Origin of the sequence: Ensifer adhaerens (genome assembly GCF_002940685.1) — a bacterium.
Taxonomy (GTDB): domain Bacteria; phylum Pseudomonadota; class Alphaproteobacteria; order Rhizobiales; family Rhizobiaceae; genus Ensifer; species Ensifer adhaerens_E.
Genome location: NZ_PNFP01000004.1, coordinates 59,811 through 80,836, shown reverse-complemented (window position 1 = coordinate 80,836; position 21,026 = coordinate 59,811). Strand labels below are relative to the sequence as shown.

General features: G+C 62.4%; 24 protein-coding genes and 1 tRNA gene. 16 read left to right on the top strand and 9 right to left on the bottom strand.

What is annotated here, in order from left to right; all coding sequences use genetic code 11:
- The first annotated feature begins 45 nt into the window (after positions 1-45).
- Both C1A35_RS09015 and C1A35_RS09010 read left to right on the top strand, forming a co-directional pair.
- Complete coding sequence (locus C1A35_RS09015; RefSeq protein ID WP_104664009.1) at positions 46-417, top strand: SMR family transporter; 372 nt, start codon at positions 46-48, stop codon at positions 415-417.
- Complete coding sequence (locus C1A35_RS09010; protein WP_104664008.1) at positions 404-730, top strand: SMR family transporter; 327 nt, start codon at positions 404-406, stop codon at positions 728-730. The genes C1A35_RS09015 and C1A35_RS09010 overlap by 14 nt, the downstream gene beginning before the upstream one ends.
- Here C1A35_RS09010 and C1A35_RS09005 read toward each other — a convergent pair.
- Positions 718-1,560 carry an SDR family NAD(P)-dependent oxidoreductase gene (locus C1A35_RS09005; protein WP_199772894.1) on the bottom strand — a complete coding sequence of 281 codons (843 nt, stop codon included), beginning with the start codon at positions 1,558-1,560 and terminating at the stop codon, positions 718-720. The two genes, C1A35_RS09010 and C1A35_RS09005, sit on opposite strands and share 13 nt — an antisense overlap.
- Positions 1,561-1,865: 305 nt before the next feature.
- On the opposite strand from C1A35_RS09005, the gene C1A35_RS09000 reads away from it, so the two are divergent.
- The 5 genes from C1A35_RS09000 to C1A35_RS08985 all read left to right on the top strand — a co-directional run bounded on the left by C1A35_RS09000 (position 1,866) and on the right by C1A35_RS08985 (position 5,660).
- The gene (locus tag C1A35_RS09000; protein WP_104664006.1) at positions 1,866-2,906 is read left to right on the top strand and encodes a cysteine synthase A; all 1,041 of its coding nucleotides are present in this window, start codon (positions 1,866-1,868) and stop codon (positions 2,904-2,906) included.
- Between the two features lie 7 nt (positions 2,907-2,913).
- Positions 2,914-3,663, top strand: a complete 750-nt coding sequence (locus tag C1A35_RS08995) for an alanyl-tRNA editing protein (RefSeq protein WP_104664005.1) — start codon at positions 2,914-2,916, stop codon at positions 3,661-3,663.
- A gap of 16 nt (positions 3,664-3,679) precedes the next feature.
- Complete coding sequence (sseA, locus tag C1A35_RS36690; protein ID WP_234822837.1) at positions 3,680-4,534, top strand: 3-mercaptopyruvate sulfurtransferase; 855 nt, start codon at positions 3,680-3,682, stop codon at positions 4,532-4,534.
- A 4-nt stretch (positions 4,535-4,538) separates the two neighbouring features.
- On the top strand, positions 4,539-5,102 hold the full coding sequence (locus C1A35_RS36685) for a GNAT family N-acetyltransferase (RefSeq protein WP_234822836.1): 564 nt from the start codon (positions 4,539-4,541) through the stop codon (positions 5,100-5,102).
- Between the two features lie 90 nt (positions 5,103-5,192).
- Positions 5,193-5,660, top strand: coding sequence for a DUF1203 domain-containing protein (locus tag C1A35_RS08985; RefSeq protein ID WP_104664004.1), 468 nt, complete (start codon positions 5,193-5,195; stop codon positions 5,658-5,660).
- 52 nt (positions 5,661-5,712) lie between these two features.
- Here C1A35_RS08985 and ald read toward each other — a convergent pair whose 3' ends face one another.
- Entirely contained in the window at positions 5,713-6,831 is a 1,119-nt protein-coding gene (gene ald / locus C1A35_RS08980; RefSeq protein WP_104664003.1) for an alanine dehydrogenase, read from the bottom strand.
- A 157-nt stretch (positions 6,832-6,988) separates the two neighbouring features.
- Between ald and C1A35_RS08975 the strand changes: the two genes are divergently transcribed.
- Entirely contained in the window at positions 6,989-7,450 is a 462-nt protein-coding gene (locus C1A35_RS08975; RefSeq protein ID WP_104664002.1) for an Lrp/AsnC family transcriptional regulator, read from the top strand.
- Positions 7,451-7,468: 18 nt separating this feature from the next.
- Here the strand turns inward: C1A35_RS08975 and C1A35_RS08970 are convergent, their stop codons facing one another.
- Complete coding sequence (locus C1A35_RS08970) at positions 7,469-8,716, bottom strand: GGDEF domain-containing protein (protein WP_104664001.1); 1,248 nt, start codon at positions 8,714-8,716, stop codon at positions 7,469-7,471.
- A gap of 242 nt (positions 8,717-8,958) precedes the next feature.
- Between C1A35_RS08970 and C1A35_RS08965 the strand changes: the two genes are divergently transcribed.
- A complete protein-coding gene (locus C1A35_RS08965) occupies positions 8,959-10,932 on the top strand; it encodes a bifunctional 2',3'-cyclic-nucleotide 2'-phosphodiesterase/3'-nucleotidase (RefSeq protein ID WP_104664353.1) in 1,974 nt (657 codons plus the stop codon).
- A 171-nt stretch (positions 10,933-11,103) separates the two neighbouring features.
- Here C1A35_RS08965 and C1A35_RS08960 read toward each other — a convergent pair whose 3' ends face one another.
- Positions 11,104-11,424, bottom strand: coding sequence for an HlyU family transcriptional regulator (locus C1A35_RS08960; RefSeq protein WP_104664000.1), 321 nt, complete (start codon positions 11,422-11,424; stop codon positions 11,104-11,106).
- A gap of 76 nt (positions 11,425-11,500) precedes the next feature.
- On the bottom strand, positions 11,501-12,748 hold the full coding sequence (ilvA, locus tag C1A35_RS08955) for a threonine ammonia-lyase (protein ID WP_104663999.1): 1,248 nt from the start codon (positions 12,746-12,748) through the stop codon (positions 11,501-11,503).
- Positions 12,749-12,901: 153 nt separating this feature from the next.
- Here ilvA and C1A35_RS08950 point away from each other — a divergent pair, with 153 nt between their 5' ends.
- From C1A35_RS08950 to C1A35_RS08930, 5 genes are all read left to right on the top strand, one after another.
- Complete coding sequence (locus C1A35_RS08950; protein ID WP_104663998.1) at positions 12,902-14,356, top strand: TrkH family potassium uptake protein; 1,455 nt, start codon at positions 12,902-12,904, stop codon at positions 14,354-14,356.
- Positions 14,357-14,437: 81 nt separating this feature from the next.
- Complete coding sequence (locus tag C1A35_RS08945; RefSeq protein ID WP_104663997.1) at positions 14,438-15,028, top strand: hypothetical protein; 591 nt, start codon at positions 14,438-14,440, stop codon at positions 15,026-15,028.
- Between the two features lie 4 nt (positions 15,029-15,032).
- Positions 15,033-15,737 (top strand): HAD family hydrolase, encoded by a 705-nt coding sequence (locus C1A35_RS08940; protein ID WP_104663996.1) that lies wholly within the window; start codon positions 15,033-15,035, stop codon positions 15,735-15,737.
- A 166-nt stretch (positions 15,738-15,903) separates the two neighbouring features.
- Complete coding sequence (locus tag C1A35_RS08935) at positions 15,904-16,161, top strand: hypothetical protein (RefSeq protein WP_158665028.1); 258 nt, start codon at positions 15,904-15,906, stop codon at positions 16,159-16,161.
- A gap of 71 nt (positions 16,162-16,232) precedes the next feature.
- A tRNA-Leu gene (locus C1A35_RS08930) sits at positions 16,233-16,317 on the top strand.
- Positions 16,318-16,400: 83 nt separating this feature from the next.
- Here C1A35_RS08930 and C1A35_RS08925 read toward each other — a convergent pair.
- The 3 genes from C1A35_RS08925 to wrbA form a co-directional block, all read right to left on the bottom strand.
- Positions 16,401-16,619: a hypothetical protein gene (locus C1A35_RS08925; protein ID WP_104663994.1), complete on the bottom strand. Its 219-nt coding sequence runs from the start codon at positions 16,617-16,619 to the stop codon at positions 16,401-16,403.
- An 81-nt stretch (positions 16,620-16,700) separates the two neighbouring features.
- Positions 16,701-16,943 carry a DUF2188 domain-containing protein gene (locus C1A35_RS08920; protein WP_104663993.1) on the bottom strand — a complete coding sequence of 81 codons (243 nt, stop codon included), beginning with the start codon at positions 16,941-16,943 and terminating at the stop codon, positions 16,701-16,703.
- A 233-nt stretch (positions 16,944-17,176) separates the two neighbouring features.
- Positions 17,177-17,776: an NAD(P)H:quinone oxidoreductase gene (wrbA, locus tag C1A35_RS08915; protein ID WP_104663992.1), complete on the bottom strand. Its 600-nt coding sequence runs from the start codon at positions 17,774-17,776 to the stop codon at positions 17,177-17,179.
- 165 nt (positions 17,777-17,941) lie between these two features.
- On the opposite strand from wrbA, the gene C1A35_RS08910 reads away from it, so the two are divergent.
- Together C1A35_RS08910 and gpt are read left to right on the top strand one after the other, a co-directional pair.
- On the top strand, positions 17,942-18,697 hold the full coding sequence (locus C1A35_RS08910; protein WP_104663991.1) for a competence/damage-inducible protein A: 756 nt from the start codon (positions 17,942-17,944) through the stop codon (positions 18,695-18,697).
- 129 nt (positions 18,698-18,826) lie between these two features.
- Positions 18,827-19,324, top strand: coding sequence for a xanthine phosphoribosyltransferase (gpt, locus tag C1A35_RS08905; protein WP_104663990.1), 498 nt, complete (start codon positions 18,827-18,829; stop codon positions 19,322-19,324).
- A gap of 71 nt (positions 19,325-19,395) precedes the next feature.
- Here the strand turns inward: gpt and C1A35_RS08900 are convergent, their stop codons facing one another.
- Positions 19,396-20,871: an NAD(P)H-hydrate dehydratase gene (locus tag C1A35_RS08900; protein ID WP_104663989.1), complete on the bottom strand. Its 1,476-nt coding sequence runs from the start codon at positions 20,869-20,871 to the stop codon at positions 19,396-19,398.
- Between the last annotated feature and the right edge of the window lie 155 nt (positions 20,872-21,026).

Below are 21,026 nucleotides of genomic sequence, written 5' to 3'. Positions count from 1 at the left end.
GCGCTTAAGAGGCGGTTGATCCAAATCTCTCTTCGAAGGTACTGCATGCGTCTTGCATGGTTTTTCCTCGCGCTCGCCATCGCGACCGAAGTGGTGGGGCTGACGGTGATGAAGGCCGCTTCCGAAAGCGGCTCCTATCTCGGCCACACCGTCATGTATGTCTCGATCGCCCTCTCCTACGTCTTCCTGGCGAAGGCGGTAAAGACGATATCGGTCGGCGTCGCCTACGCGATCTGGGAAGGTTCGGGCGTTGCCATCATCACGCTGGTTTCGGTTTTCGTCTTCGGCCATGTGCTGACCGGACGCGAAATGCTCGGCCTTTCGATGGCGATCGTCGGCATCCTGCTTGTGAATGCCGGCGAGTATCACGACGAGGATGAAGCGGCGAGCGAGGGAGCGGCCAATGAGCGCGCCTAGCATCTACTTCATTCTTGCGGTCATCGCCGGCATCCTCGATGTTGCGGCCAACCTCGCCTCGACGAAATCGGAAGGTTTCGCGCGCCGCGGCTGGGGTATGCTTTCGATCCTGCTGGTGCTCGCCGCCTTTGCCTTCCTCGCCGAAGCCATCAAGGGCATGGAGCTTGCCATCGCCTATGCCGTGCTCGGCGCAACGGGGATTTTCGGGACAGCCATCTGCGGCCGTGTTCTGTTCGGCCAGAAGCTGAAACCGATCGGCTGGGCCGGGCTCGCGCTCATCTTCGGCGCGGTGCTGGTGCTTCACACCGCCTGACGCGGACGCCCGCGGGGCCCGGCTTGTTTCTTGCCTTCCATGGCTTCCGCCTTGCCGCGGGTCAGCCAGTTCAACAGACTGAAGTAGAGGCTGTAGGGCAGGAGATCGATGAGCTTCACCGCGTAGGCAAAGCGACGCGGGAAGGCGATTTCGAAACGGCGCGATTTCAGACCGGCGAGAATGCGGCTTGCGGCCTCTTCGCTCGTCACTGGGGTCGGCCGCGGGAAGCGAATACGCGCGGTCCCAGGCGTATCGACAAAGCCAGGACTTATGATCTGCAACCGGATGCCAATCCGGTCGAGATCGAACTTCAGGCTCTCCGCCATGTTGATCAGCGCGGCCTTTGTGGCGCCATAGGCAGCACTGCTCGGCAACCCGCCATAGCCGGCGACGGACGATACGATGGCTATGTGGCCGCGTCCTTGCGCCTTCATGTGAGCGACGGCCGGCAAGAGACAGTTGACGACGCCATTCAAGTTGACGGCAAAACTCTTCTCGAAGGCCTCGCGGTGGAGTTCGTCTCCCCGGACCGGTAGCGCGACACCGGCGTTCAGCACCACGAGCGAAAGATGCCCATGATCGTATTCGATCGCCGCTATCACCCGCTCCATATCCGCGGGGTCAGTGACGTCGCCGTCGAGCACGGTGATGCGGCCTTCGCTCGCCGCTTCGTGCTGAAGATCCACGAGCCTGTCGTGGTTTCTTGCCGTCACCACGACGGCATAGCCCTCGCGCACGAGCGCGAGCGCGAGCGCCCGTCCGGTTCCCGAGCTTGCGCCCGTAACCCAAGCCAGTTTCCGTTCCGATTTCGTAGATTGGATACTCATCACTCACTCCTCGGCACGCGCCGGGAAACACGCACGCATCTCCTTCTGTGGGCGAAAAATGACTTGCCCGGCCCTTCATCGCGGCAACGGTCTTCGTCGCTGGCTCTCACATGCCCTGGAGACGATTTTTGTTCGGGACAGAGCGGCGGCGAAACGCTATTTCTTGCCTGAAGTGCAGGCTGAGCCGAAAACACGCCAACATTTCGGCGGTCCGGAAACGTTGTCGACATTCGCCGGCCGCCGTTCGTTTTTTACCTGGTACGTGCCGCCTTGCCGCGGTGCCTGTCCTCAAACACGAGGTTCTGCAAATGGCCATTCTACCGTCCGTGCTCGAAGCTATCGGAAACACGCCTCTGATCCGGCTGAAGTCCGTGTCCGAGGCGACAGGCTGCACGATCCTCGGGAAGGCCGAGTTTCTGAACCCCGGACAATCGGTGAAGGACCGTGCGGCGCTCTCGATCATTCGCCATGCGGAACGTACCGGTCAGCTGCGGCCGGGCGGCGTCATCGTCGAAGGCACGGCCGGCAACACCGGCATCGGTCTGGCGCTCGTCGGCCAGGCGCTCGGATACCGAACCGTCATCGTCATCCCGGAGACCCAGAGCCAGGAGAAGAAAGACGCCTTGCGGCTGCTCGGCGCCGAGCTCGTCGAAGTGCCCGCCGTTCCCTACAAGAACCCCAACAACTACGTGAAGATCTCCGGCCGCCTTGCCGAGCAACTGGCCAGGACCGAGCCGAACGGCGCCATCTGGGCGAACCAGTTCGACAACGTCGCCAACCGCGACGCCCATGTGGAAACGACGGCGCCGGAAATCTGGCGCGACACGGACGGCAAGGTCGACGGCTTCATCTGCGCCGTCGGCTCGGGCGGAACGCTGGCCGGCGTCGCGCAAGGCCTGAAGGCGAAGAATCCCGCGATCAAGATCGGCCTTGCGGATCCGCAAGGGGCGGCGCTCTACAATTTCTACACCAACGGCGAACTGAAATCCGAGGGGAGCTCGATCACGGAAGGCATCGGCCAGGGCCGAATCACCGCCAATCTCGAAGGCTTCACGCCCGACTTCTCCTATCAGATTCCGGATTCGGAAGCCGTGCCTTACGTCTTTGACCTGATCGAACAGGAAGGCATTTGCGTCGGTGGCTCGACTGGCATCAACATTGCCGGTGCGGTGCGGCTCGCCAAGGATCTCGGACCGGGACATACGATCGTGACGATCCTGTGCGACTATGGTAACCGCTATCAATCGAAGCTCTTCAATCCGGACTTCCTCGCCTCCAAGGGGCTGCCGGTGCCCACATGGTTGAAGACGGCTTCCAACATTGCAGTGCCATACGAATCAGTTGGATAGGAATGCGATGACCAGGACCGTGACCGCCCTCTTCCGTGACGATTTCTACCTCTCGACCTGCGAGGCCAGCGTCACCGGAATCCTCGAAGATGGCGGGATCGAACTGGATCAGACCTGCTTTTATGCCACGTCCGGCGGCCAACCCGGCGACACCGGTTTTCTGGAGCGCGCCGACGGCAGCCGAATCGATATCGCGGTCGCGCGTCACGGCGAAACCAAGGACATCATCGTCCATGTGCCGGCCGCAGAGCAGCCGGTGCCCGAAATCGGCGAGAAGCTCGTTCTCCATATCGACTGGCCGCGTCGCTACCGCCTGATGCGCATGCACACCGCCTGCCACCTGCTTTCGGTCGTCTGTCCCTTCCCGATCACCGGCGCGTCCGTCGGTGAGGACGAGAGCCGTGTCGATTTCGACATGAGCGAGACGATCGACCGGGACGACGTCACGGCGGCGCTGATGAAGCTCGTCGAAGAAAACCATCCCGTTTACGTCCAGTGGATCACCGACGACGAGCTCGCCGCCAATCCCGGCATCGTCAAGTCGAAGAACGTGCGGCCGCCAATGGGCCTCGGGCGCGTCAGCCTTGTCTGCATCGGCGAGAACTCGGCGGTCGACAGCCAGCCCTGCGGCGGCACGCATGTGTCGGAGACGCAGGAAGTCGGCGCCATTCACATCGCCAAGATCGAGAAGAAGGGTAAGGAGAACCGCCGGTTCCGTATCCGCTTCGGCACCCCCGAAGACCGCGCATCAGTTTGAGTAAGGAGTTGCGACCGTGACCAACAACAAGAGCGCCTTTGTCGTTTCCGCCGACTGGCTTGAGGAGCGGCTCAGCGATCCCTCGATCCGGATCCTCGACGCATCCTGGTACCTGCCGGCGCAGAAGCGCAACGCGAAGGCCGAGTACGAAGCGGGCCACATTCCCGGCGCCGTATTCTTCGACCAGGACGCCATTGCCGACCACACGAGCGGCCTGCCGCATACGCTGCCCTCCCCGGAGGCCTTCGCCGAAGCGGTCGGCGCGCTCGGCGTAAGCGAGACGGACACGATCGTCGTCTATGATGGCCCGGGCATCATGACGTCGCCACGCGTCTGGTGGGAACTGCGCATCATGGGCGCGAAAGACGTCTATGTGCTCGATGGCGGCATGGACGGCTGGAACCGGGAAGGCCGCCGCGTCACGACCGAAGTGCCCTCGCCGAACCCTGCCACGTTCAGACCGAGCTTTACGCCAGCGGCCGTCACGTCCCTGGCCGGGATGAAGGACATCGTCGCCGACGGCGCTATCCAGATCGCCGACGCTCGAGGCGCTGCCCGCTTCTACGGCGAAGAGGCCGAGCCGCGCGCCGGGTTGCGCTCCGGTCATATGCCGGGTGCCCACAGCCTGCCGTCCGGCGTCTTCTCCGAGAACGGCAAGCTCAAGGATCTCGCCGCCCTGCGCCAGACCTTTGAGGACGCCGGTGTCGATCTTTCGAAGCCTGTGGTCACGACCTGCGGTTCGGGCGTAACCGCGGCCATCATCACGCTGGCGCTGCAATCGCTCGGCCACACCGACAACACGCTCTATGACGGCTCCTGGTCCGAATGGGGTGGACGTGCCGACACCACGGTCGTCACGGGTCGCGAGTGACGCCATGCGCACTCCCAAGCTCGCCTCGCTAACGGCGCACGTTACCGAACTCGAAATGACGGCTCCGCCGAAGCAGAGCCTGCCGATGCCGGTCAATATCCAGACCGCGATCCTGCGCGTCTCCGACATTCCGCTCGGCTACTACAGGTTTCTCTATCTGCGCGTCGGCCGCCGCTGGCACTGGACGGAACGACTGCGCATGAGCGACGAGGAGCTGGCCGCAACGCTTGGCGACAAGCGGACGAGCGTGACGGTCCTTTACGTCAACGGGGCGCCGGCCGGCTTCTTCGAACTGCATCAGGGTGAGGACGACGTCGTCGAGCTCGTGCATTTCGGGTTGATGGAACACGCACTCGGCCTCGGGCTTGGCAAATGGTTCCTGCTGCAGACGCTGTTTGCCGCCTGGGCGCTGAGCCCGAGCAAGCTGAAGGTCACCACCAACAATCTCGACCACCCGCGCGCGCTGCAGCTCTACCAACAGTTCGGCTTCTCGCCGGTCGCGACGCGCGAGGCGACGGTCGAGCCTTTGACCGATGCCGAACTTCTGAGCCTGGTGAAAAACCTCTGACGAACACCATCCGGCAAGTTCCGGGTGTCCCGATGGCTGCGGCCGGCGCATTATCCTGATCGAACAAACAAACCGATCAGGGAGATACACATGCCGCTGCGCTATGTTCCGATGTCTGACGCGGAAGCCCGCCGGATAAGAGACGGCGGGCTGGACGCCTATGGCAATGCGCCGGAGCGACAGATCTCCGATGGCGGTGGTGTGCCCTGCCGTCATTGCCTGGATTATGTCGAAGCCGGCGCGCCCTATTTGATTTTCGCGCTTCGACCGTTTTCGACATCGCAGCCTTATGCGGAAACCGGCCCGGTGTTCATGCACGCCGAGGCGTGCCCGGCGCATGATGGCGAAACCTTGCCGCCGATCCTGAGTTCGCGCGACAGCTATCTCCTGCGCGGCTACGGCCCCGACGAACGCATCGTCTATGGGACCGGTGACGTCATCGCCAGGGAACAGCTTGAAACGCGAGCGAATGAACTGCTGGCGCGATCCGACATTTCAGCCGTCCATGTGCGCTCGACCAGGTACAACTGCTACCAGTGCCGGATCGTCACCGCCTGACGCCTTCGTGGCCATCGGCCCGGCATCGCTGCCGGGCCGATGGATTATTCCGTCATGCGACGTTCAGCACCGCCTCGGGTGCATAGGCATCATAGCCGAGCGCTTCGGCGACAGGCGCGTTGGTCACGCGACCGCGGTGTACGTTGAGGCCGGCGCGCAGATGCCGGTCTTCGGCAATCGCCTTCAGCCCCTTGTCGGCAAGCTGAAGGCCATAGTGCAGCGTGGCGTTGTTCAGCGCATGCGCCGATGTCACCGGCACCGCGCCCGGCATGTTCGCAACGCAGTAGTGCACGATGCCGTCGACCTCGTAGGTCGGATCGGAATGCGTGGTGGCATGCGAGGTTTCGAAGCAGCCGCCCTGGTCGATGGCGACGTCGACGATGACCGCGCCCTTCTTCATGCCGGTCAGCATTTCGCGGGTGACGAGCTTCGGTGCCGCGGCACCCGGGATGAGCACCGCCCCGATGACGAGGTCAGCGGAAAAGACTTCCTCCTCCAGCGCGTCAATGGTCGAGTAGCGCGTGTGCACGCGGCCGGCGAAGAGATCGTCGAGCTGGCGCAGGCGCGGGATCGAGCGATCAAGGATAGAGACATCGGCACCGAGACCGGCCGCCATGCGCGCCGCATGCAGGCCGACGACGCCGCCACCGATGACGGTCACCTTGGCCGGGAGCACGCCCGGCACGCCGCCAAGCAGGATACCGCGGCCGCCATTGGCCTTTTGCAGCGAGGTCGCACCCGCCTGGATCGCCAGGCGCCCGGCAACCTCGGACATCGGCGCGAGCAGCGGCAGGCCGCCGCGATCATCGGTAACGGTTTCATAGGCGATCGCCGTCACGCCGGAATTGAGCAGACCCTTTGTCTGTTCAGGATCGGGCGCGAGATGCAGGTAAGTATAGAGAATTTGGCCTTCGCGCAGCTGCGCCCATTCGGAGGGCTGCGGCTCCTTGACCTTGACGATCATGTCCGACTTTTCGAACACATCCTTTGCCGTCGCGACAATCTTCGCGCCAGCGGCACGGTAGGCATCGTCATCCGCGCCGATCCCTGCCCCGGCCTTGGTTTCCACGATTACCTCGTGGCCATGGGCAACATATTCACGCACCGAGCCGGGCGTCAGGCCGACACGATATTCATGGTTTTTGATTTCCTTCGGGCAACCGACACGCATCCTAGCGTTCCTCTCCTGTTATGGGCTTTGCGCCGCTTATGACGAGGCAATCAGCAAAACACGCCGACAATCGAATGTCCTTGCAAAGACGAAACCCAAGGCGCATTGATTTCGAATAATATTGCGCAAACTGGAGCAAGATCGGGAGAAATCACGAATGGGCGAACTCGATGCCATCGATCATACGATTCTGCGCATTCTCCAGCAGAACGGCCGGATCTCGAATGCCGACCTGGCGGCGAAGGTCGGGCTCTCGCCGTCGGCCTGTTCGCGACGGGTCGACATCCTGGAAAAATCCGGAACGATCGCCGGCTATCATGCCCGCATTGCGCATAAGGCGCTCGACTACCAGATCATGGTCATCGTCCATATTTCGCTCTCCGGCCAGTTCGCCAAGACGCTCGCCGAATTCGAGGCGGCAGTGAAGCTCTGTCCGAACGTGCTCGTCTGCTACCTGATGTCGGGAGAGTACGACTACATCCTACGGGTCGCGGCCAAGGATCTGCAGGACTATGAGCGCATTCACCGCGACTGGCTCTCGGCCCTGCCCCACGTGGTGAAGATCAATTCCAGCTTTTCGCTGCGCGAAATCATCGACCGGCCGAATGTCGGCATCTGAAGGCGACGCCGGGATGACCTATCGGCCGACGACGCAATTGCGTCCGCGTCCCTTGGCGGCATAGAGCCTCAGGTCCGCCTGCGCCAGCAGATCCTCGACCGCGGCCCCATCGGCAGGCGTCGAAGAAAGCCCGATACTCGCCGTGACCGGCCGACCGTCCGGCGTCGCGATCTGATCGGAGATCGAGATCCGGATCTCTTCGGCGCGCCTCAGCGCATCTTCATGCGCCATGGCCGGACACAGGATCACGAACTCCTCGCCGCCATAGCGAAACAGCCTGTCGACCGGTCGCAGTTTCGACTTCACCGTCTCCACCAGCCGCTGCAGCACCCGGTCCCCTTCCAGGTGGCCGAAGCGATCGTTGACGCCCTTGAAGTGGTCGACGTCGATGATCATCAGCGTCACGGCGGCGTTTTCAGCGCGCGCCGCACGCAGCATTTCCGGCGCCTCGAGCTCGAACCGGCTGCGATCGAGCGAGCCCGTGAGCGTGTCCTGACCGGAGCGCGACAAGAGGTCCTCATAGCGTTCGCGGAAGGTCAGCGTGTTGAAGATATCTCCGAGCAGCCGGTCTGACATGGCAAGCGACGGATGGCGCGAGAGGTTGAGATAAAGGCCGACGGCAATGGCATAGAAGGGCGCCGCCAGCATCTTCGCCATCCATCCGCCCCAGAACACCTCGGCAGGCGCGCCGTTCCACCAGCGCAACGCCGCATAGAAGGCCGCCTGGTCGAACGTGAGCACCACGATCCCGCAAATGAGGAAGCGCACGGTCACGAAATGACGCAGCCACCGCCCCAGGCGCTCGTAAAGCAGAATGATCATCAGCGAATCGAAGTAAAGGATCGTCGTTCCCCAGACCATCAGCCATCCCATCTCGTCGATGAAGGCGAGGTCGGCGGAGCGCTCCGCCACGATCGATACCGTATCGTGCTGGCGCAGCAGCAGGCTCAGCGCCACCGTCAGGAAATTGCCCGCGAGCAAGCCATAGATCGGCTGGCGCACCGTTGCCGCATCCTCCTTCACGTAGAGGAGGAGAATCATCATCAGCTTGCCGGAAAACAGCACCGCCGAGCCGGGCGATATCACGCCGAACGGCAACTGCACATAGAAGACCGCCGCAAGATAGGTCTCGATGAAATGCATCACCCCGAGGGCGGCGACGAACACGCCGAGCCCCAACCGGGCGCGAAGGTGCAGCAGCCCGATCATCGCCGTCACGTAGACCAGCGCCTCGCCGACGAAAAGAAGAAGGTTGGCGTTTGGCATGTGCTTGAGAAAGTTCCGTTTCCTCAAGCACCGTTAACCAGGAAACTTGAAGAAAACTTTACCGGAAGTCCGCTGTCGCTCGACCTTGGGGTGCGAAAATCTGCCGCTTTCGGAAACGTCGGCTTTCCGGCATAGTCGGCGCCAACCCACCGTGGCTCGCCTTCCGGCGGGCAAAACTCCCGATTGTATTCCTTTTCCATGAAGACCCGCATTCTTGATCAATGGAGGACCGCATGACATCGATGACATCCCCGCTTCACCTCACGCGCCGCTCGCTTCTTGCGGGGGTCGCAGCCTCCTCGGCACTCGTCATGTTGCATCCATTCTCGGTTCGGGCCGCCGCCAACCAGGCGCATCTCAGGATCATGGAAACGACGGACCTGCACGTCCACGTCTTTCCCTACGACTATTACGGCGACAAGCCCAACGACACCGTCGGCCTTGCGCGCACCGCTTCGATCATCGATGCCATCCGCGCCGAAGCGACGAATTCCATCCTCGTGGATAACGGCGACTTCCTGCAGGGCAATCCGATGGGCGACTACGTCGCCTATCAGCGCGGCATGAAAGACGGCGACATCCACCCTGTTATCGCCGCCATGAACGTGCTCGGCTACGACTGTGGCACGCTCGGCAACCATGAGTTCAACTACGGCCTCGACTTCATGTTCAAGGCGCTCAACGGCGCCAACTTCCCGCTCGTCTGCGCCAACCTGACGAAGGGGGCACTTGCCGCCGATGCGCGCCAGGACGAACTGTTCCTGAAGCCCTATGTCATTCTCGACCGAAAGGTGAAGGACGGCTCCGGTGAGGAGCACGAGATCCGCATTGGCCTCATCGGTTTCGTCCCGCCGCAGATCATGACCTGGGACGCCAAGCATCTAGAGGGCAAGGCCAACGCGCGCGACATCGTCAAGGCGGCCGAGGCCTGGGTGCCGCAGATGCGGGAGGAAGGTGCCGACATCGTGGTGGCGCTCTCCCATTCCGGTATCGGCCAGGAGGCCTATGCGGAAAACCTAGAGAACGCATCCGTGCCGCTGGCCGCGATCGAAGGCATCGATGCGATCGTCACCGGTCACAGCCACCTGGATTTCCCCGGGCCGAAGTTCGACGGCCTTGCCGGCGTCGACAACAAGAAGGGGCTGATCGCCGGCAAGCCCGGCGTAATGGGCGGCTTCTGGGGTTCGCATCTCGGTCTGATCGACCTGCTCATCGAGCGCGAGGGCGGCGCCTGGCGCGTCGTCAGTTCGACGAGCGAAGCGCGGCCGATCTATCGCCGCGTTGAAAAGAAGGTCGTCGCCGAAGTCGCCGACAGAAAGGACGTCCTGGCGGCAGCGCAGAAGGATCACGAGGCGACGCTGGAATATGTGCGCACACCGGTCGGCAAGACCAGCGCACCGCTCTATTCCTACTTCGCCCTGGTCGCAGACGACCCATCGGTCCAGATCGTCAGCCAGGCACAGACCTGGTACATCAAGGACATGCTGAAGGATACCGAGCACCGCGACCTGCCGGTGCTTTCGGCAGCAGCCCCCTTCAAGGCCGGCGGCCGCGGCGGCGCGGATTACTACACCGACGTTCCGGCCGGCGACATCGCCATCAAGAACGTCGCCGATCTCTATCTCTATCCGAACACTGTCCAGGCGGTGGTCATATCAGGCGAGCAGGTGCGCAACTGGCTGGAAATGTCAGCCGGCATCTTCAACGAGGTCAAGCCAGGGAGTGCGGACGCACCGCTGATCAACGGCGGCTTCCCGTCCTACAATTTCGACGTCATCGACGGGGTCACCTACCAGATCGACCTTTCCGTGCCGCCAAAATTCGACAAGGACGGCAACACCATCAACGCCGCCTCGAACCGCATCAAGAACCTGCAGTTCAACGGACAAGCGATTGATCCGGCGCAGAAATTCGTCGTGGCTACCAACAACTACCGTGCCGGCGGCGGCGGCAACTTCCCAGACATCACCGCCGACAAGGTGGTCTTCGTGGCGCCTGACACCAACCGCGACGTCGTCGTGCGCTACATCATCGATCAGGGCACGATCAACCCGTCGGCCGACGCCAACTGGACCTTCGTGCCGCTCTCCGGCACGAGCGTCACCTTCGACAGCGGTCCGAAGGCCCGGCAGTTCCTGGCGCAGGTCAAGGGCGTGACGATCGAGGACGCCGGCGACGCCGCAGAGGGTTTTGCGCGCTTCCGCATCAAGCTCTGAGCCGCAACCGATCGAGTGTGGGCTGCCGGTTATGGCGGCCCATACGCCTGCCAAGATCGCCACAGTCGAGCGACGCCACCGGCAAAAAATCTGCCGCACGATGATGAAGAACATCAGAGACGCCCGACAAGCATCTGTTTATTCTAAATTAGTTTGAAATCCGGCGGCAGCTCAGACCTGGCGCGAGGGAGCGTCGTCTGAAAACAGCGACGGGCCGGTCTGATCGATGATCTGGCGCCCCTTGCGCAGCGCCGCGTCGATTGCGTCCTGCTCGGACGTGAAGAGATCGGCGCGGATGAAGCTGCGGATTTTGGCCCCGCCTTCGGCCGAGACCTTCTCGATATTACCCGCCAGACGAAACTGCGAGCCCTCGCGCATCGGCGTTGCGCGGATGGTGCAATCCGCATAGGCCTCGGATTTTCCCGGTGCTGCCTGCGCCTGGTCTTCGGAGTTGCCGGAACGGCCGAACAATTTCGAGAAAAACGATGCCATGCCCAAGACTTAGACGCCGCGGCCGACACTGTCAAAGCTTAAGTGCCTATAATCGACCGCGACGTCCTCATATCCATCAGATGATCAGATTGGAGAGGATCTCGTTCTCGGTGATGTCCTGGTAGCGAAGCCCTGCAGCGTCGAATCGCGCCTTCAGCACCGGGAAATTCTCCGCATGTTTGGTCTCGATGCCGATCAGGATGGAGCCGAAGTTGCGCGCCGACTTCTTCAGATATTCGAAGCGCGAGATGTCGTCCTCGTCACCGAGCAGGTTGAGGAAGTCGCGAAGGGCGCCCGGCCGCTGCGCCATGCGCAGGATGAAGTACTTCTTGAGACCGGCGTGGCGCATCGCCCGTTCCTTGACGTCGGGCAGGCGCTCGAAATCGAAGTTGCCGCCGGAAACGACCGCGACCACCGTCTTGCCGGCGAGCGTCTCAGGTCCCAGCGCTTCCAGCGCCGAGATCGAAAGCGCGCCAGCCGGCTCAAGCACGACGCCTTCGACATTCAGCATGTCGATGATCGTCTGGCAGATCGCATTCTCCGACAGCAACATGACCTGGTCGGGCGAGAAGCGCCGAAGTGCTGCAAAATTGAGGTCGCCGATGCGTCCAACCGCAGCACCGTCGACGAAGTTGTCGACCTGGTCGAGGGTCACGACGCTGCCGGTTTCCAGGCTTTCCCGCAGGCTCGGCGCGCCCGACGGCTCGCAGAAGATGAAGTGATCGGCCGCGACCTTGTCCTTGAGGTAGCCGGTGACGCCGGCGGCAAGGCCGCCACCGCCGACCGGCAGTACGACGAGATCAGGAGCCACGCCTTCCGGAAGCTGCCAGGCAATTTCCGCCGCGACGCTTGCCTGCCCCTCGATGATGTCGACGTGGTCGAAAGGCGGCACCATCACGCCGCCAATCGCATCCACGTGGTCGCGGGCCGCCTTGTAGCATTGATCGAAGATATCGCCGACCAGCTTGATGGTGATGAACTCGCCGCCGAACATTCTGGTCTTGTCGATCTTCTGCTGCGGCGTCGTCACCGGCATGAAGACGACACCCGGCACGCCGAAATGGCGGCAGACGAAGGCAAATCCCTGGGCATGGTTGCCGGCCGAGGCGCAGACGAAGGTTTTTCCCGACGCGCCGGCACCGATCGCCTTGCGGAAGAAGTTGAAGGCGCCGCGGATCTTGTAGGAGCGAACCGGCGAAAGATCCTCGCGCTTCAGGTAGATGTTGGCGCCGTAGCGTGCGCTCAAGTGCTCGTTGAGCTGCAGCGGCGTCGGCGGGAAGATCTCCCGCAAGGCTTCGGTTGCGGTTTCGACATCCTGCTTCATCACGTGCGGTCTTCCGTTGAGTTGGTCGCTGGCCGTCGCTATTGCACATCGCAACGCCCGAAGCCATGGCTTTGACTCGAATCGGGCCGACGTTGAAAATGGGCCGCACCTGTCCGGCCGGTATGCCACATTGTTTTTCCGGGAAATGAACGTTTGAACGCAACCCTGATCCGGCATGCCGTGCACATCTCGGCGATCCTCGGCATCTACCTTGCCTGCGCCATGCTGGTGCCGGCGATGGTCGACCTCTATTACGGACACCCGGACTGGCAGATTTTTGCCGCCTCATCCTTCATGGTCGGCGGCCTTTCTCTGGCAACCTTCGCGGCCACGCGCATGGGCCCGCCGCCGTTTTCAAAAAAATTCGGCTTCGTCCTCGTCAACATGCTCTGGGCCGTGTTCTCCGTGGTCGGCGCGATCCCGCTCTGGCTGTCGTCCATGAAGCTCGACTTTGCCCAGGCGCTGTTCGAATCCGTCTCGGCGATCACCACCACGGGCGCGACCGTGATCGTCGGTCTCGACGATGCGCCACCCGGGCTTCTCGTCTGGCGGTCGCTGCTGTGCTGGCTCGGCGGCATCGGCATCGTCGTGCTCGGCCTGTTCATCATCCCGTATCTCCGGGTCGGCGGCATGTCGTTCTTCAAGATGGAGTCCTCCGACACCGGCGACAAACCCTTTGCCCGGCTCGCGAGCTTCAGCCGCGCCTTCCTGGCGATCTACATCGTCATCACGCTTCTCTGCACGATCGGCTATTTCCTCACCGGCATGAACCGCTTCGATGCGATCAATCATGCGATGTCGACGGTTGCGACCGGCGGCTTCTCGACCCACGACGCCTCCTTCGCCTATTTCGGCAGCATACCGCTTTTGTGGACCGCCACGTTCTTCATGGCGCTTTGCAGCCTGCCCTTCTCGATCCTAATCGTGCTCGTCGCCCGTGGCAGGCTCGACGCGCTGCGCGACCCGCAAATCCTCGTGTTCCTCGGCTATCTCTCGGCCTTCTCGATCGCCGTTGCCGTCTATCACCGGCTTGTCAACGGCGTGGAGTTCCACCTGGCTCTGGCGCATTCCTTCTTCAACATCACCTCGATCCTGTCGACCAGCGGCTATGCCAGCCAGGACTACACGCTCTGGGGACCGTTCGTCGTCATCGCCGCCTTCATCGCCACCTTCATGGGCGGTTGTTCCGGATCGACCGCCGGCGGCATCAAGGCCTACCGCTTCATCGTGCTCTTCAACGCGATCCGGTCGGGGCTGAACAAGCTCGTCTACCCCAATGCGATCTATGCGGTTCGCTATGGCGGCAACACCGTCGATGCGGACACGCAACGCTCCATCTTCCTGTTCTTCATCACCTATATCCTGCTGTGGGTGCTCGGCAGTCTCGCCATGGGCGCGCTCGGCTACGATCTGGTCACCGCGACTTCGGCGGTCATCACCTGCCTCTCCAATGTCGGCCCGGGCCTCGGGCCGATCATCGGTCCGGCCGGAAATTTCTCGACACTCGGCGATCCCGAACTCTATCTCCTGTCGATGATGATGCTGCTCGGTCGTCTCGAAGTGCTGACCGTGCTGGTAATCCTGACGCCGGTCTTCTGGAAGCATTGACCATTCGCGCGCCGGCCCTATCGTCTTGACTTGGTGCAACAGATGCCGAAAGTCGGTCGGAACGGGCGATGGGGGAACGTCATGGTGAAACATATGGGGCTTCTGGCGCTTCTGACCGCCGCAGCCACGCTTTCGACCGGTCTCGCCGCACAGGCAGGCCCGCTTGCCGAAGCGGCCGCCCAAGCCGAGAAACTTGCAGCCTCCGGCGACGCGGCGAAGGCCCACGACCTGCTGCGCCAGGCGATGAGCGATTTCTCGCAGACGTTGCCGCTTGCAATCGCCAAGGCGGTGTTCGTGACCAAGGCGCCGGCAGGCTACGCCATGTACGACCCGCGTGAGGGATCGGTCTTCAAGGAAGGCGAGTCGCTGATCTCCTATATCGAGCCGATCGGGCTCACCTGGAAGGAGTCGGCAACGAAGGGCCAGCTCGAAAGCCACTTCACCGTGGACTTCGATATTCTCAACCCCAAGGGCGACGTTCTCGCCGGTCAGAAGGCGTTTGGTGATTTCACCTTCACCGGCCATCTCAGAAACCAGGAAATCTATTCGACGCTGACCATCGACGTTTCCGGCGCGCCCGCCGGCGACTATGTGCTGCGCTTCCATTTCAATGACGTCAACAGCGGCAAAAGCGCCAGTGTCGACCAACCGTTCAAGATTGCCGGACCGTAACACCATGCCCCATGCAGTAACGACCGTCGGCTTCGATGCCGACGATACACTCTGGCAGAACGAGCAGTTCTTCCGGCTGACGGAAGCGCGTTTTTCCGAGCTTCTGAGCGCCCACACGGATACCGAACACCTCTCCGACCGGCTGCTTGCCGCGGAAAAGCGCAACCTCGGCCTCTACGGCTTCGGCATCAAGGGCTTCGTGCTCTCCATGGTCGAAACCGCCGTCGACGTTACCGACGGCAAGGTCCCCTCCTCGGTCATTGCCGAGATCCTCGCCGCCGGACGCGACATGCTCGTGCATCCGGTCGAACCGCTGCCGCATGTCAAGGAAACCCTTGAGGCGCTTCATGGCCAGTTCCGCCTTGTCATGATCACCAAGGGCGACCTCTTCGACCAGGAGCGCAAGCTCGCCGCCTCGGGCCTTGGCGACTACTTCGACGCCGTCGAGATCGTCAGCGACAAGACCGTCGCCACCTACGACCGCATCTTCCGCCATCATGGCGACGGCGCGGCGAAGAGCCTGATGGTCGGCAATTCGCTGAAGTCCGATATCGTGCCCGCGCTCGATGCCGGCAGCTGGGGCGTCTACGTCCCGCATGCGCTGACCTGGTCGTTCGAACACCATGACAAACCGGAGGGGCACCCGCGGTTCCGCGAGATCGACGATCTCAGCGGATTGCCGCCGATCCTGGAACGATTGCCACTCTAGAGACGCGGCGATTTTGGTTCTGTAGTCCCGCCATCCGCCAGGGGGAGCGCAGGCGGTCGTGAGCGGCCGACATGGAATTGCACACCACCAGTTGTTCCCTCTATTCACCGCACCCGAATCAGAGCGATCGTGATGCCGCGAATTCGCCAGCCGCGGGAGGAAGACAATGGCTCAAATATTCGGTGCGACAATTGTCATGGTGCTGATCGGCGTCCTGTTCGGCTGGTTGCTGCCCAAGATGTCCGCTCTCAGCGTGTTTTCATCTCGGCTGGCAGGCCTGGTCGTTATGGCGTTCGTGGCTCCGGCGATCTACTCCGTCAACTCTGGCGTGCCTTACGTCGCGGCGCTTATCCCCTATGGCATTGCTGCCCTCATCGCCGCCGTCATCTTCTATTTTCTGAAGTCGAGACAACAGGCCGCCTAGGCGCCAATCTACCTTTCGCCTGACTGATGCACTTGACTGTTTCCCGCGAGTGTTCGATCTAGGGGCCACAAGCGGGCGTGGCGAAACTGGTAGACGCAAGGGACTTAAAATCCCTCGGCCTTGGCTGTGCGGGTTCGATCCCCGCCGCCCGCACCAGGCAAACGCCTTTCAAGCCCGTATTTTTGGCATGGAACTACCGCTCGCCGAGCGGCGATCGATACGGCGCCAAGAGCGACGGCCTAATTGTTATAGTAGTAGCAATCGCATTCCGCCTGGTAGGCATCGTCGTGCCATACGCGGACCGCGAGCTTCGTTGCACATCCCTCGTTCTCAAGCCTGAGGCCGAGAAGGGAGACTGCTGCCGCCTTCGAATTGGGGGCGTCCACCTCGATTGCCGATCCGACCTGGTGGACTCCCTGCCGCGGGGTCCAGGTGAAGATCTGAACGCTGTAGTGCATCGAATACCCTCCATGGAGAAGTGGTGTACACGCAATACCAAACGCTATGTGTTCGCAGTGAGTTGGTCGCCTTGACCGCTTTCAGCCGTCCTCGACGGTTGCTTCGGGCCGATCGCCGCCATCCGTGTGTTCGAAGTGCCAGTGGCCCAGTTCGTCCTGGAAGCTGATCTCTTCGTCGTCGCCGCCGACCTGTTGTTCGGCGGCGGCTGCCTTGGCGGCGGCAAGCGCCATTTCGCGGTTGGGAAAGGGTTCCGAAAATGCGTCGGCGGCCTTGTAGGCCCATCCGCCGTCATGAGGAACGATGGTGTAAGTAATCCGCGCCATGCTTCCCTCCCAGTAATCCGAAAGACGTTCCCGTCATCGGCGGGCCGTTGCCGCACAGCCCCGCATTCCTCCTCGTCAAAGGCATACTCAATGCCGAACGCGGCGGATATTAGCACAAGTGTGGTACGAATTGCCACATTCGCGAATCACCCGGAAAGGCTAGCCGCAAAAGAAAAAGGCGGCCCCTTCCAGCGCCGCCTAACCTCTTGAAACAATTGCCGTGAGCCGATCGATCAGGCCGAAAGCTTGGCCGCGATCGTGGCGACATGCGCGCCCTGGAAGCGCGCGGCTTCGAGTTCAACCTCTGACGGCTGGCGTGCGCCATCGCCACCGGTGATCGTCGAGGCGCCGTAGGGCGAGCCGCCCTTGATTTCGTCGATGCCCATCTGGCCCTGGAAGGCATAGGGAAGACCAACGACGACCATGCCGTGATGCATCAGCGTCGGGATGAAGCCGAGGATGGTGGATTCCTGACCGCCGTGCTGGGTCGCAGAGGACGTGAAGACCGAGCCGACCTTGCCGACGAGCTTACCCTTGGCCCACAGGCTGCCGGTCTGGTCGATGAAGTTGCGCATCTGCGAGGCAACCGTGCCGAAGCGCGTGCCGGCGCCGAAGATGATCGCATCGTATTGGGCAAGCTCTTCAACATTGGCGACGGGTGCAGCCTGGTCGAGCTTGAAATACGATGCCTTGGCGACTTCGTCCGGCACCAGTTCCGGAACGCGCTTCACGTCCACTTCGGCGCCAGCCGATTTCGCACCCTCGGCCACGGCATAGGCCATAGTTTCGATGTGTCCATACGCCGAATAATAGAGAACAAGAACCTTGGCCATGAAATGCTCCTTTGGATTCAAGCGATCCCACTTGATCACCGCCGCCGGGAAGATTTATCAAAATGCGGCCGCCTGCCAGGAGCTATCCGGGAAACAGACTGTTCTCAACTTTCGAACAATCACAAATCACTGTTAAACGATAGACTTAAATAGATGGAATTACCGATGAGCAGCACAACAATCGTCACCGCCGCCATGGTCGCCATCGGCGACGAACTTCTGTCAGGCCGAACGAAGGACAAGAACATCGGCCATCTCGCCGACATGATGACCATGGCCGGCATCGACCTTAAGGAAGTACGTATCGTCGCCGACGACGAGGCGGCCATCGTCGAGGCGATCAATGCGGTGCGCAGCCGTTATGATTACGTGTTCACCTCGGGCGGCATCGGCCCGACGCATGACGACATCACCGCCGATGCCGTGTCTCGCGCCTTCGGCGTCGAGTGCATCTATGAGCCGGAGGCAATGGCGCTGCTTGGCGCCATGTACGAGCGCCGTGGCATGGAGTTTACCGACGCGCGCAAGCGCATGGCGCGCATGCCGCTTGGCGCGCGCCACATTCCGAACCCGGTATCGACGGCGCCGGGTTTCGCCATCGGCAACGTGCATGTCATGGCCGGCGTGCCGCAGGTCTTCCAGGCCATGCTCGATGCGCTGCTGCCAGGACTCAAGGTCGGCTCGCCCCTCCTTTCGCGCACCGTGCGCTCGCCCTTCGGCGAAGGCGATATCGGCAGCCCGCTGACGGAGGTGCAGAAAAACCACCCGGAAACGAGCATCGGCTCCTACCCGAAGTTCGACGGCAAGACCTTCTCGACCGATATCGTCGTGCGCGCCCGCGACCCCGAGGCGCTCGCCGCGGCGGAGACGGACGTCGAGGCGATGATCCAGGCAATCGCCGAGGCGCGGGCAAAGGGATAGCGCGAAGCCCTTGCACTCGGGGCCTCAATGCCGTTATTGCATGTCGGCAAATCAGGATGACGCGTTCCCGCCTGCCCGATCTGCCGGACGCTTCGCCTTACCTTCGTTCAGACAAGCCGGAGCCCACCCATGTCGCTGCCCGATAAAGCCTTTCCCGTTTCCTGGGACCAGTTCCACCGCGATGCCCGGGCGCTTGCCTGGCGGCTGGCAGACAACGGCCAGGAATGGCGCGCCATGGTCTGCATCACCCGTGGCGGGCTGGTTCCGGCCGCGATCATTTCCCGCGAACTCAATATCCGGATGATCGAAACCGTCTGCGTCGCCTCCTACCATGACTACGACACGCAGGGGCAGATGAAGGTCCTGAAGGGCATTACGCCTGAGATCCTGAAGGATGGCGGCGAAGGCGTGCTGATCGTCGACGACCTGACCGACACCGGCAAGACCGCGGCCGAAGTACGGGCGATGCTGCCGAAGGCGCATTTCGCTGCCGTCTACGCCAAGCCGAAGGGCCGCCCGCTGGTCGATACCTTCGTCACCGAAGTCAGCCAGGACACCTGGATCTATTTCCCCTGGGACCTGGGCTTCACCTACCAGGAGCCGATCGCCAAGGGCACGCGCGGCTAACTGCCCGTACGTTCCGGACGCGGCGTACGGCGCCTTTTCAAGCGGTGAATTGTCGGGCCGCGCGTTTTCGATCAGCTGATCGGCGGTATCGCGCCGATCAGCGTTTCAGCGGTCAAGCCTAGCCCCGCCCTGGCGCCGGCTGCGCCATGGCGCCAGACCGCGGCGGCCGCCGCCTCGAAGGCCGGCATCCCCTGCGCCAGGTGCGCTCCAACGATGCCGGCAAGAACGTCTCCGGATCCGGCGGTAGCCAGCCAGGGCGGCGCGTTGTTGTTGACGACGGCCCGTCCGTCCGGTGCGGCAACGACGGTGTCGGCGCCCTTGTAGACGATCACCGCATGGCTCGCCCGCGCCGCGGCCTGCGCCTTCTCGATCTTCGAAAGCGCGTCATCACCGGCGATCTCGGGAAAAAGGCGGACGAACTCGCCTTCATGCGGGGTCATGACCATCTGCCCCCCACCTCTCGCCAGCGCCGCGAAGAGTTCGCCAGGATTCGCCTGGAACGAGGTGATGCCATCGGCGTCGAGCACCAGAGACCGATCGCAGAGCGCAAGCGCAAAGTCCCTCGCCTTCTTGCCGACGCCGAAGCCTGGCCCAAGCACGAAGCTGCCCAGGCGTTGGTCCTGCAGCCATTTGGTAAGGTCACGCTTGCCATCGACTTCCTTCACCATCACCGCTGTCAATTGCGATGCATTGATGCCGAGCGCTGCCTTGCCCGTGGCAACGGTGACCAGGCCTGCGCCGGCCGCAAGCCCCGCCGCAGCCGAAAGGCGTGCCGCGCCCGTGGCCTGACGGTCGCCCGAGAAGACGACGAGATGGCCGCGCTTGAACTTGTGCGTCGATGCCGCCAGCTCGGCCGACCAGTCCGCCCAGACGGATGGCGCGTTAAGGCGCAGCGAACCTGCGCCGGCGCGCACGATGCGCTGGGGAATGCCGATGTCGAAAACGTCGAGCGCGCCACAGAGGGAACGTCCGGGCAAAAGCCAATGACCGGGTTTTGGCGCCATGAAGGTGACGGTATGGCGGGCGGCAAAAGCGGCGCCGCGGATCTTGCCGGTCCGGCCGTCGATACCGCTCGGCAGATCGACGGCGACGACCGGAAGCCCACGCGCATTGACCCGCTCGATGAGGTTGGCGACATCCTCCGTCAGGTCGCGCGAAAGCCCAGCCCCGAAGAGCGCATCAACGACGACGTCGCCGGACTGCGGTTCGAATGCGGCAAGCGGCCTCACCGGTCCGTGCCACTCCGACCATGCCCGCGCAGCATCGCCTTGAAGCGTCTCGGGATCGCCGAGCACAAACACCGCGACATCCGCTCCACCTTCGGCAAGACCGCATGCTGCAACGTAGCCATCACCGCCATTGTTGCCCGGACCGCAGAGCACGACGAAGCGGCGGGCATCCGGAAAATGTCGCAGGGCTGCTGCGGTCACCGCCAGCCCGGCGTTGCGCATCAGCGTGAAGCTATCGATGCCGGATTGTGCGGCCGCCCGATCGATCGTCGTCATTTCGGAGGGCGTGACCAAGACGTGCTGAAGTTCGGAGCGCATGCCCAGACTTATCCATGCCCGCGCACGTGACGCAAGAGTGCGATCACGTCAAAGGATTTGCCTTCATCTTGTGCATTTGCACATATTTAGTGCTCAAATAACGAGCTTTGCGATCATGATGGACGGGAGCCGCCGTACTGGGCGGACATCTTTCG

Excerpts from the sequence above, each read along its gene's own strand:
- C1A35_RS09000 (WP_104664006.1), top strand. The coding sequence starts at position 1,866 with ATGGCCATTCTACCGTCCGTGCTCGAAGCTATCGGAAACACGCCTCTG.
- gpt (WP_104663990.1), top strand. The coding sequence starts at position 18,827 with ATGTCGCTGCCCGATAAAGCCTTTCCCGTTTCCTGGGACCAGTTCCAC.
- C1A35_RS09010 (WP_104664008.1), top strand. The coding sequence starts at position 404 with ATGAGCGCGCCTAGCATCTACTTCATTCTTGCGGTCATCGCCGGCATC.
- C1A35_RS08900 (WP_104663989.1), bottom strand. The coding sequence starts at position 20,871 with ATGCGCTCCGAACTTCAGCACGTCTTGGTCACGCCCTCCGAAATGACG.
- C1A35_RS08925 (WP_104663994.1), bottom strand. The coding sequence starts at position 16,619 with ATGCACTACAGCGTTCAGATCTTCACCTGGACCCCGCGGCAGGGAGTC.
- C1A35_RS08920 (WP_104663993.1), bottom strand. The coding sequence starts at position 16,943 with ATGGCGCGGATTACTTACACCATCGTTCCTCATGACGGCGGATGGGCC.
- C1A35_RS08995 (WP_104664005.1), top strand. The coding sequence starts at position 2,914 with ATGACCAGGACCGTGACCGCCCTCTTCCGTGACGATTTCTACCTCTCG.
- wrbA (WP_104663992.1), bottom strand. The coding sequence starts at position 17,776 with ATGGCCAAGGTTCTTGTTCTCTATTATTCGGCGTATGGACACATCGAA.
- C1A35_RS08910 (WP_104663991.1), top strand. The coding sequence starts at position 17,942 with ATGAGCAGCACAACAATCGTCACCGCCGCCATGGTCGCCATCGGCGAC.
- C1A35_RS08940 (WP_104663996.1), top strand. The coding sequence starts at position 15,033 with ATGCCCCATGCAGTAACGACCGTCGGCTTCGATGCCGACGATACACTC.
- C1A35_RS09015 (WP_104664009.1), top strand. The coding sequence starts at position 46 with ATGCGTCTTGCATGGTTTTTCCTCGCGCTCGCCATCGCGACCGAAGTG.
- C1A35_RS08985 (WP_104664004.1), top strand. The coding sequence starts at position 5,193 with ATGCCGCTGCGCTATGTTCCGATGTCTGACGCGGAAGCCCGCCGGATA.
- C1A35_RS08975 (WP_104664002.1), top strand. The coding sequence starts at position 6,989 with ATGGGCGAACTCGATGCCATCGATCATACGATTCTGCGCATTCTCCAG.
- C1A35_RS08960 (WP_104664000.1), bottom strand. The coding sequence starts at position 11,424 with ATGGCATCGTTTTTCTCGAAATTGTTCGGCCGTTCCGGCAACTCCGAA.
- C1A35_RS08935 (WP_158665028.1), top strand. The coding sequence starts at position 15,904 with ATGGCTCAAATATTCGGTGCGACAATTGTCATGGTGCTGATCGGCGTC.
- C1A35_RS36685 (WP_234822836.1), top strand. The coding sequence starts at position 4,539 with ATGCGCACTCCCAAGCTCGCCTCGCTAACGGCGCACGTTACCGAACTC.
- C1A35_RS08945 (WP_104663997.1), top strand. The coding sequence starts at position 14,438 with ATGGTGAAACATATGGGGCTTCTGGCGCTTCTGACCGCCGCAGCCACG.
- C1A35_RS08965 (WP_104664353.1), top strand. The coding sequence starts at position 8,959 with ATGACATCCCCGCTTCACCTCACGCGCCGCTCGCTTCTTGCGGGGGTC.
- C1A35_RS08970 (WP_104664001.1), bottom strand. The coding sequence starts at position 8,716 with ATGCCAAACGCCAACCTTCTTCTTTTCGTCGGCGAGGCGCTGGTCTAC.
- ald (WP_104664003.1), bottom strand. The coding sequence starts at position 6,831 with ATGCGTGTCGGTTGCCCGAAGGAAATCAAAAACCATGAATATCGTGTC.
- ilvA (WP_104663999.1), bottom strand. The coding sequence starts at position 12,748 with ATGAAGCAGGATGTCGAAACCGCAACCGAAGCCTTGCGGGAGATCTTC.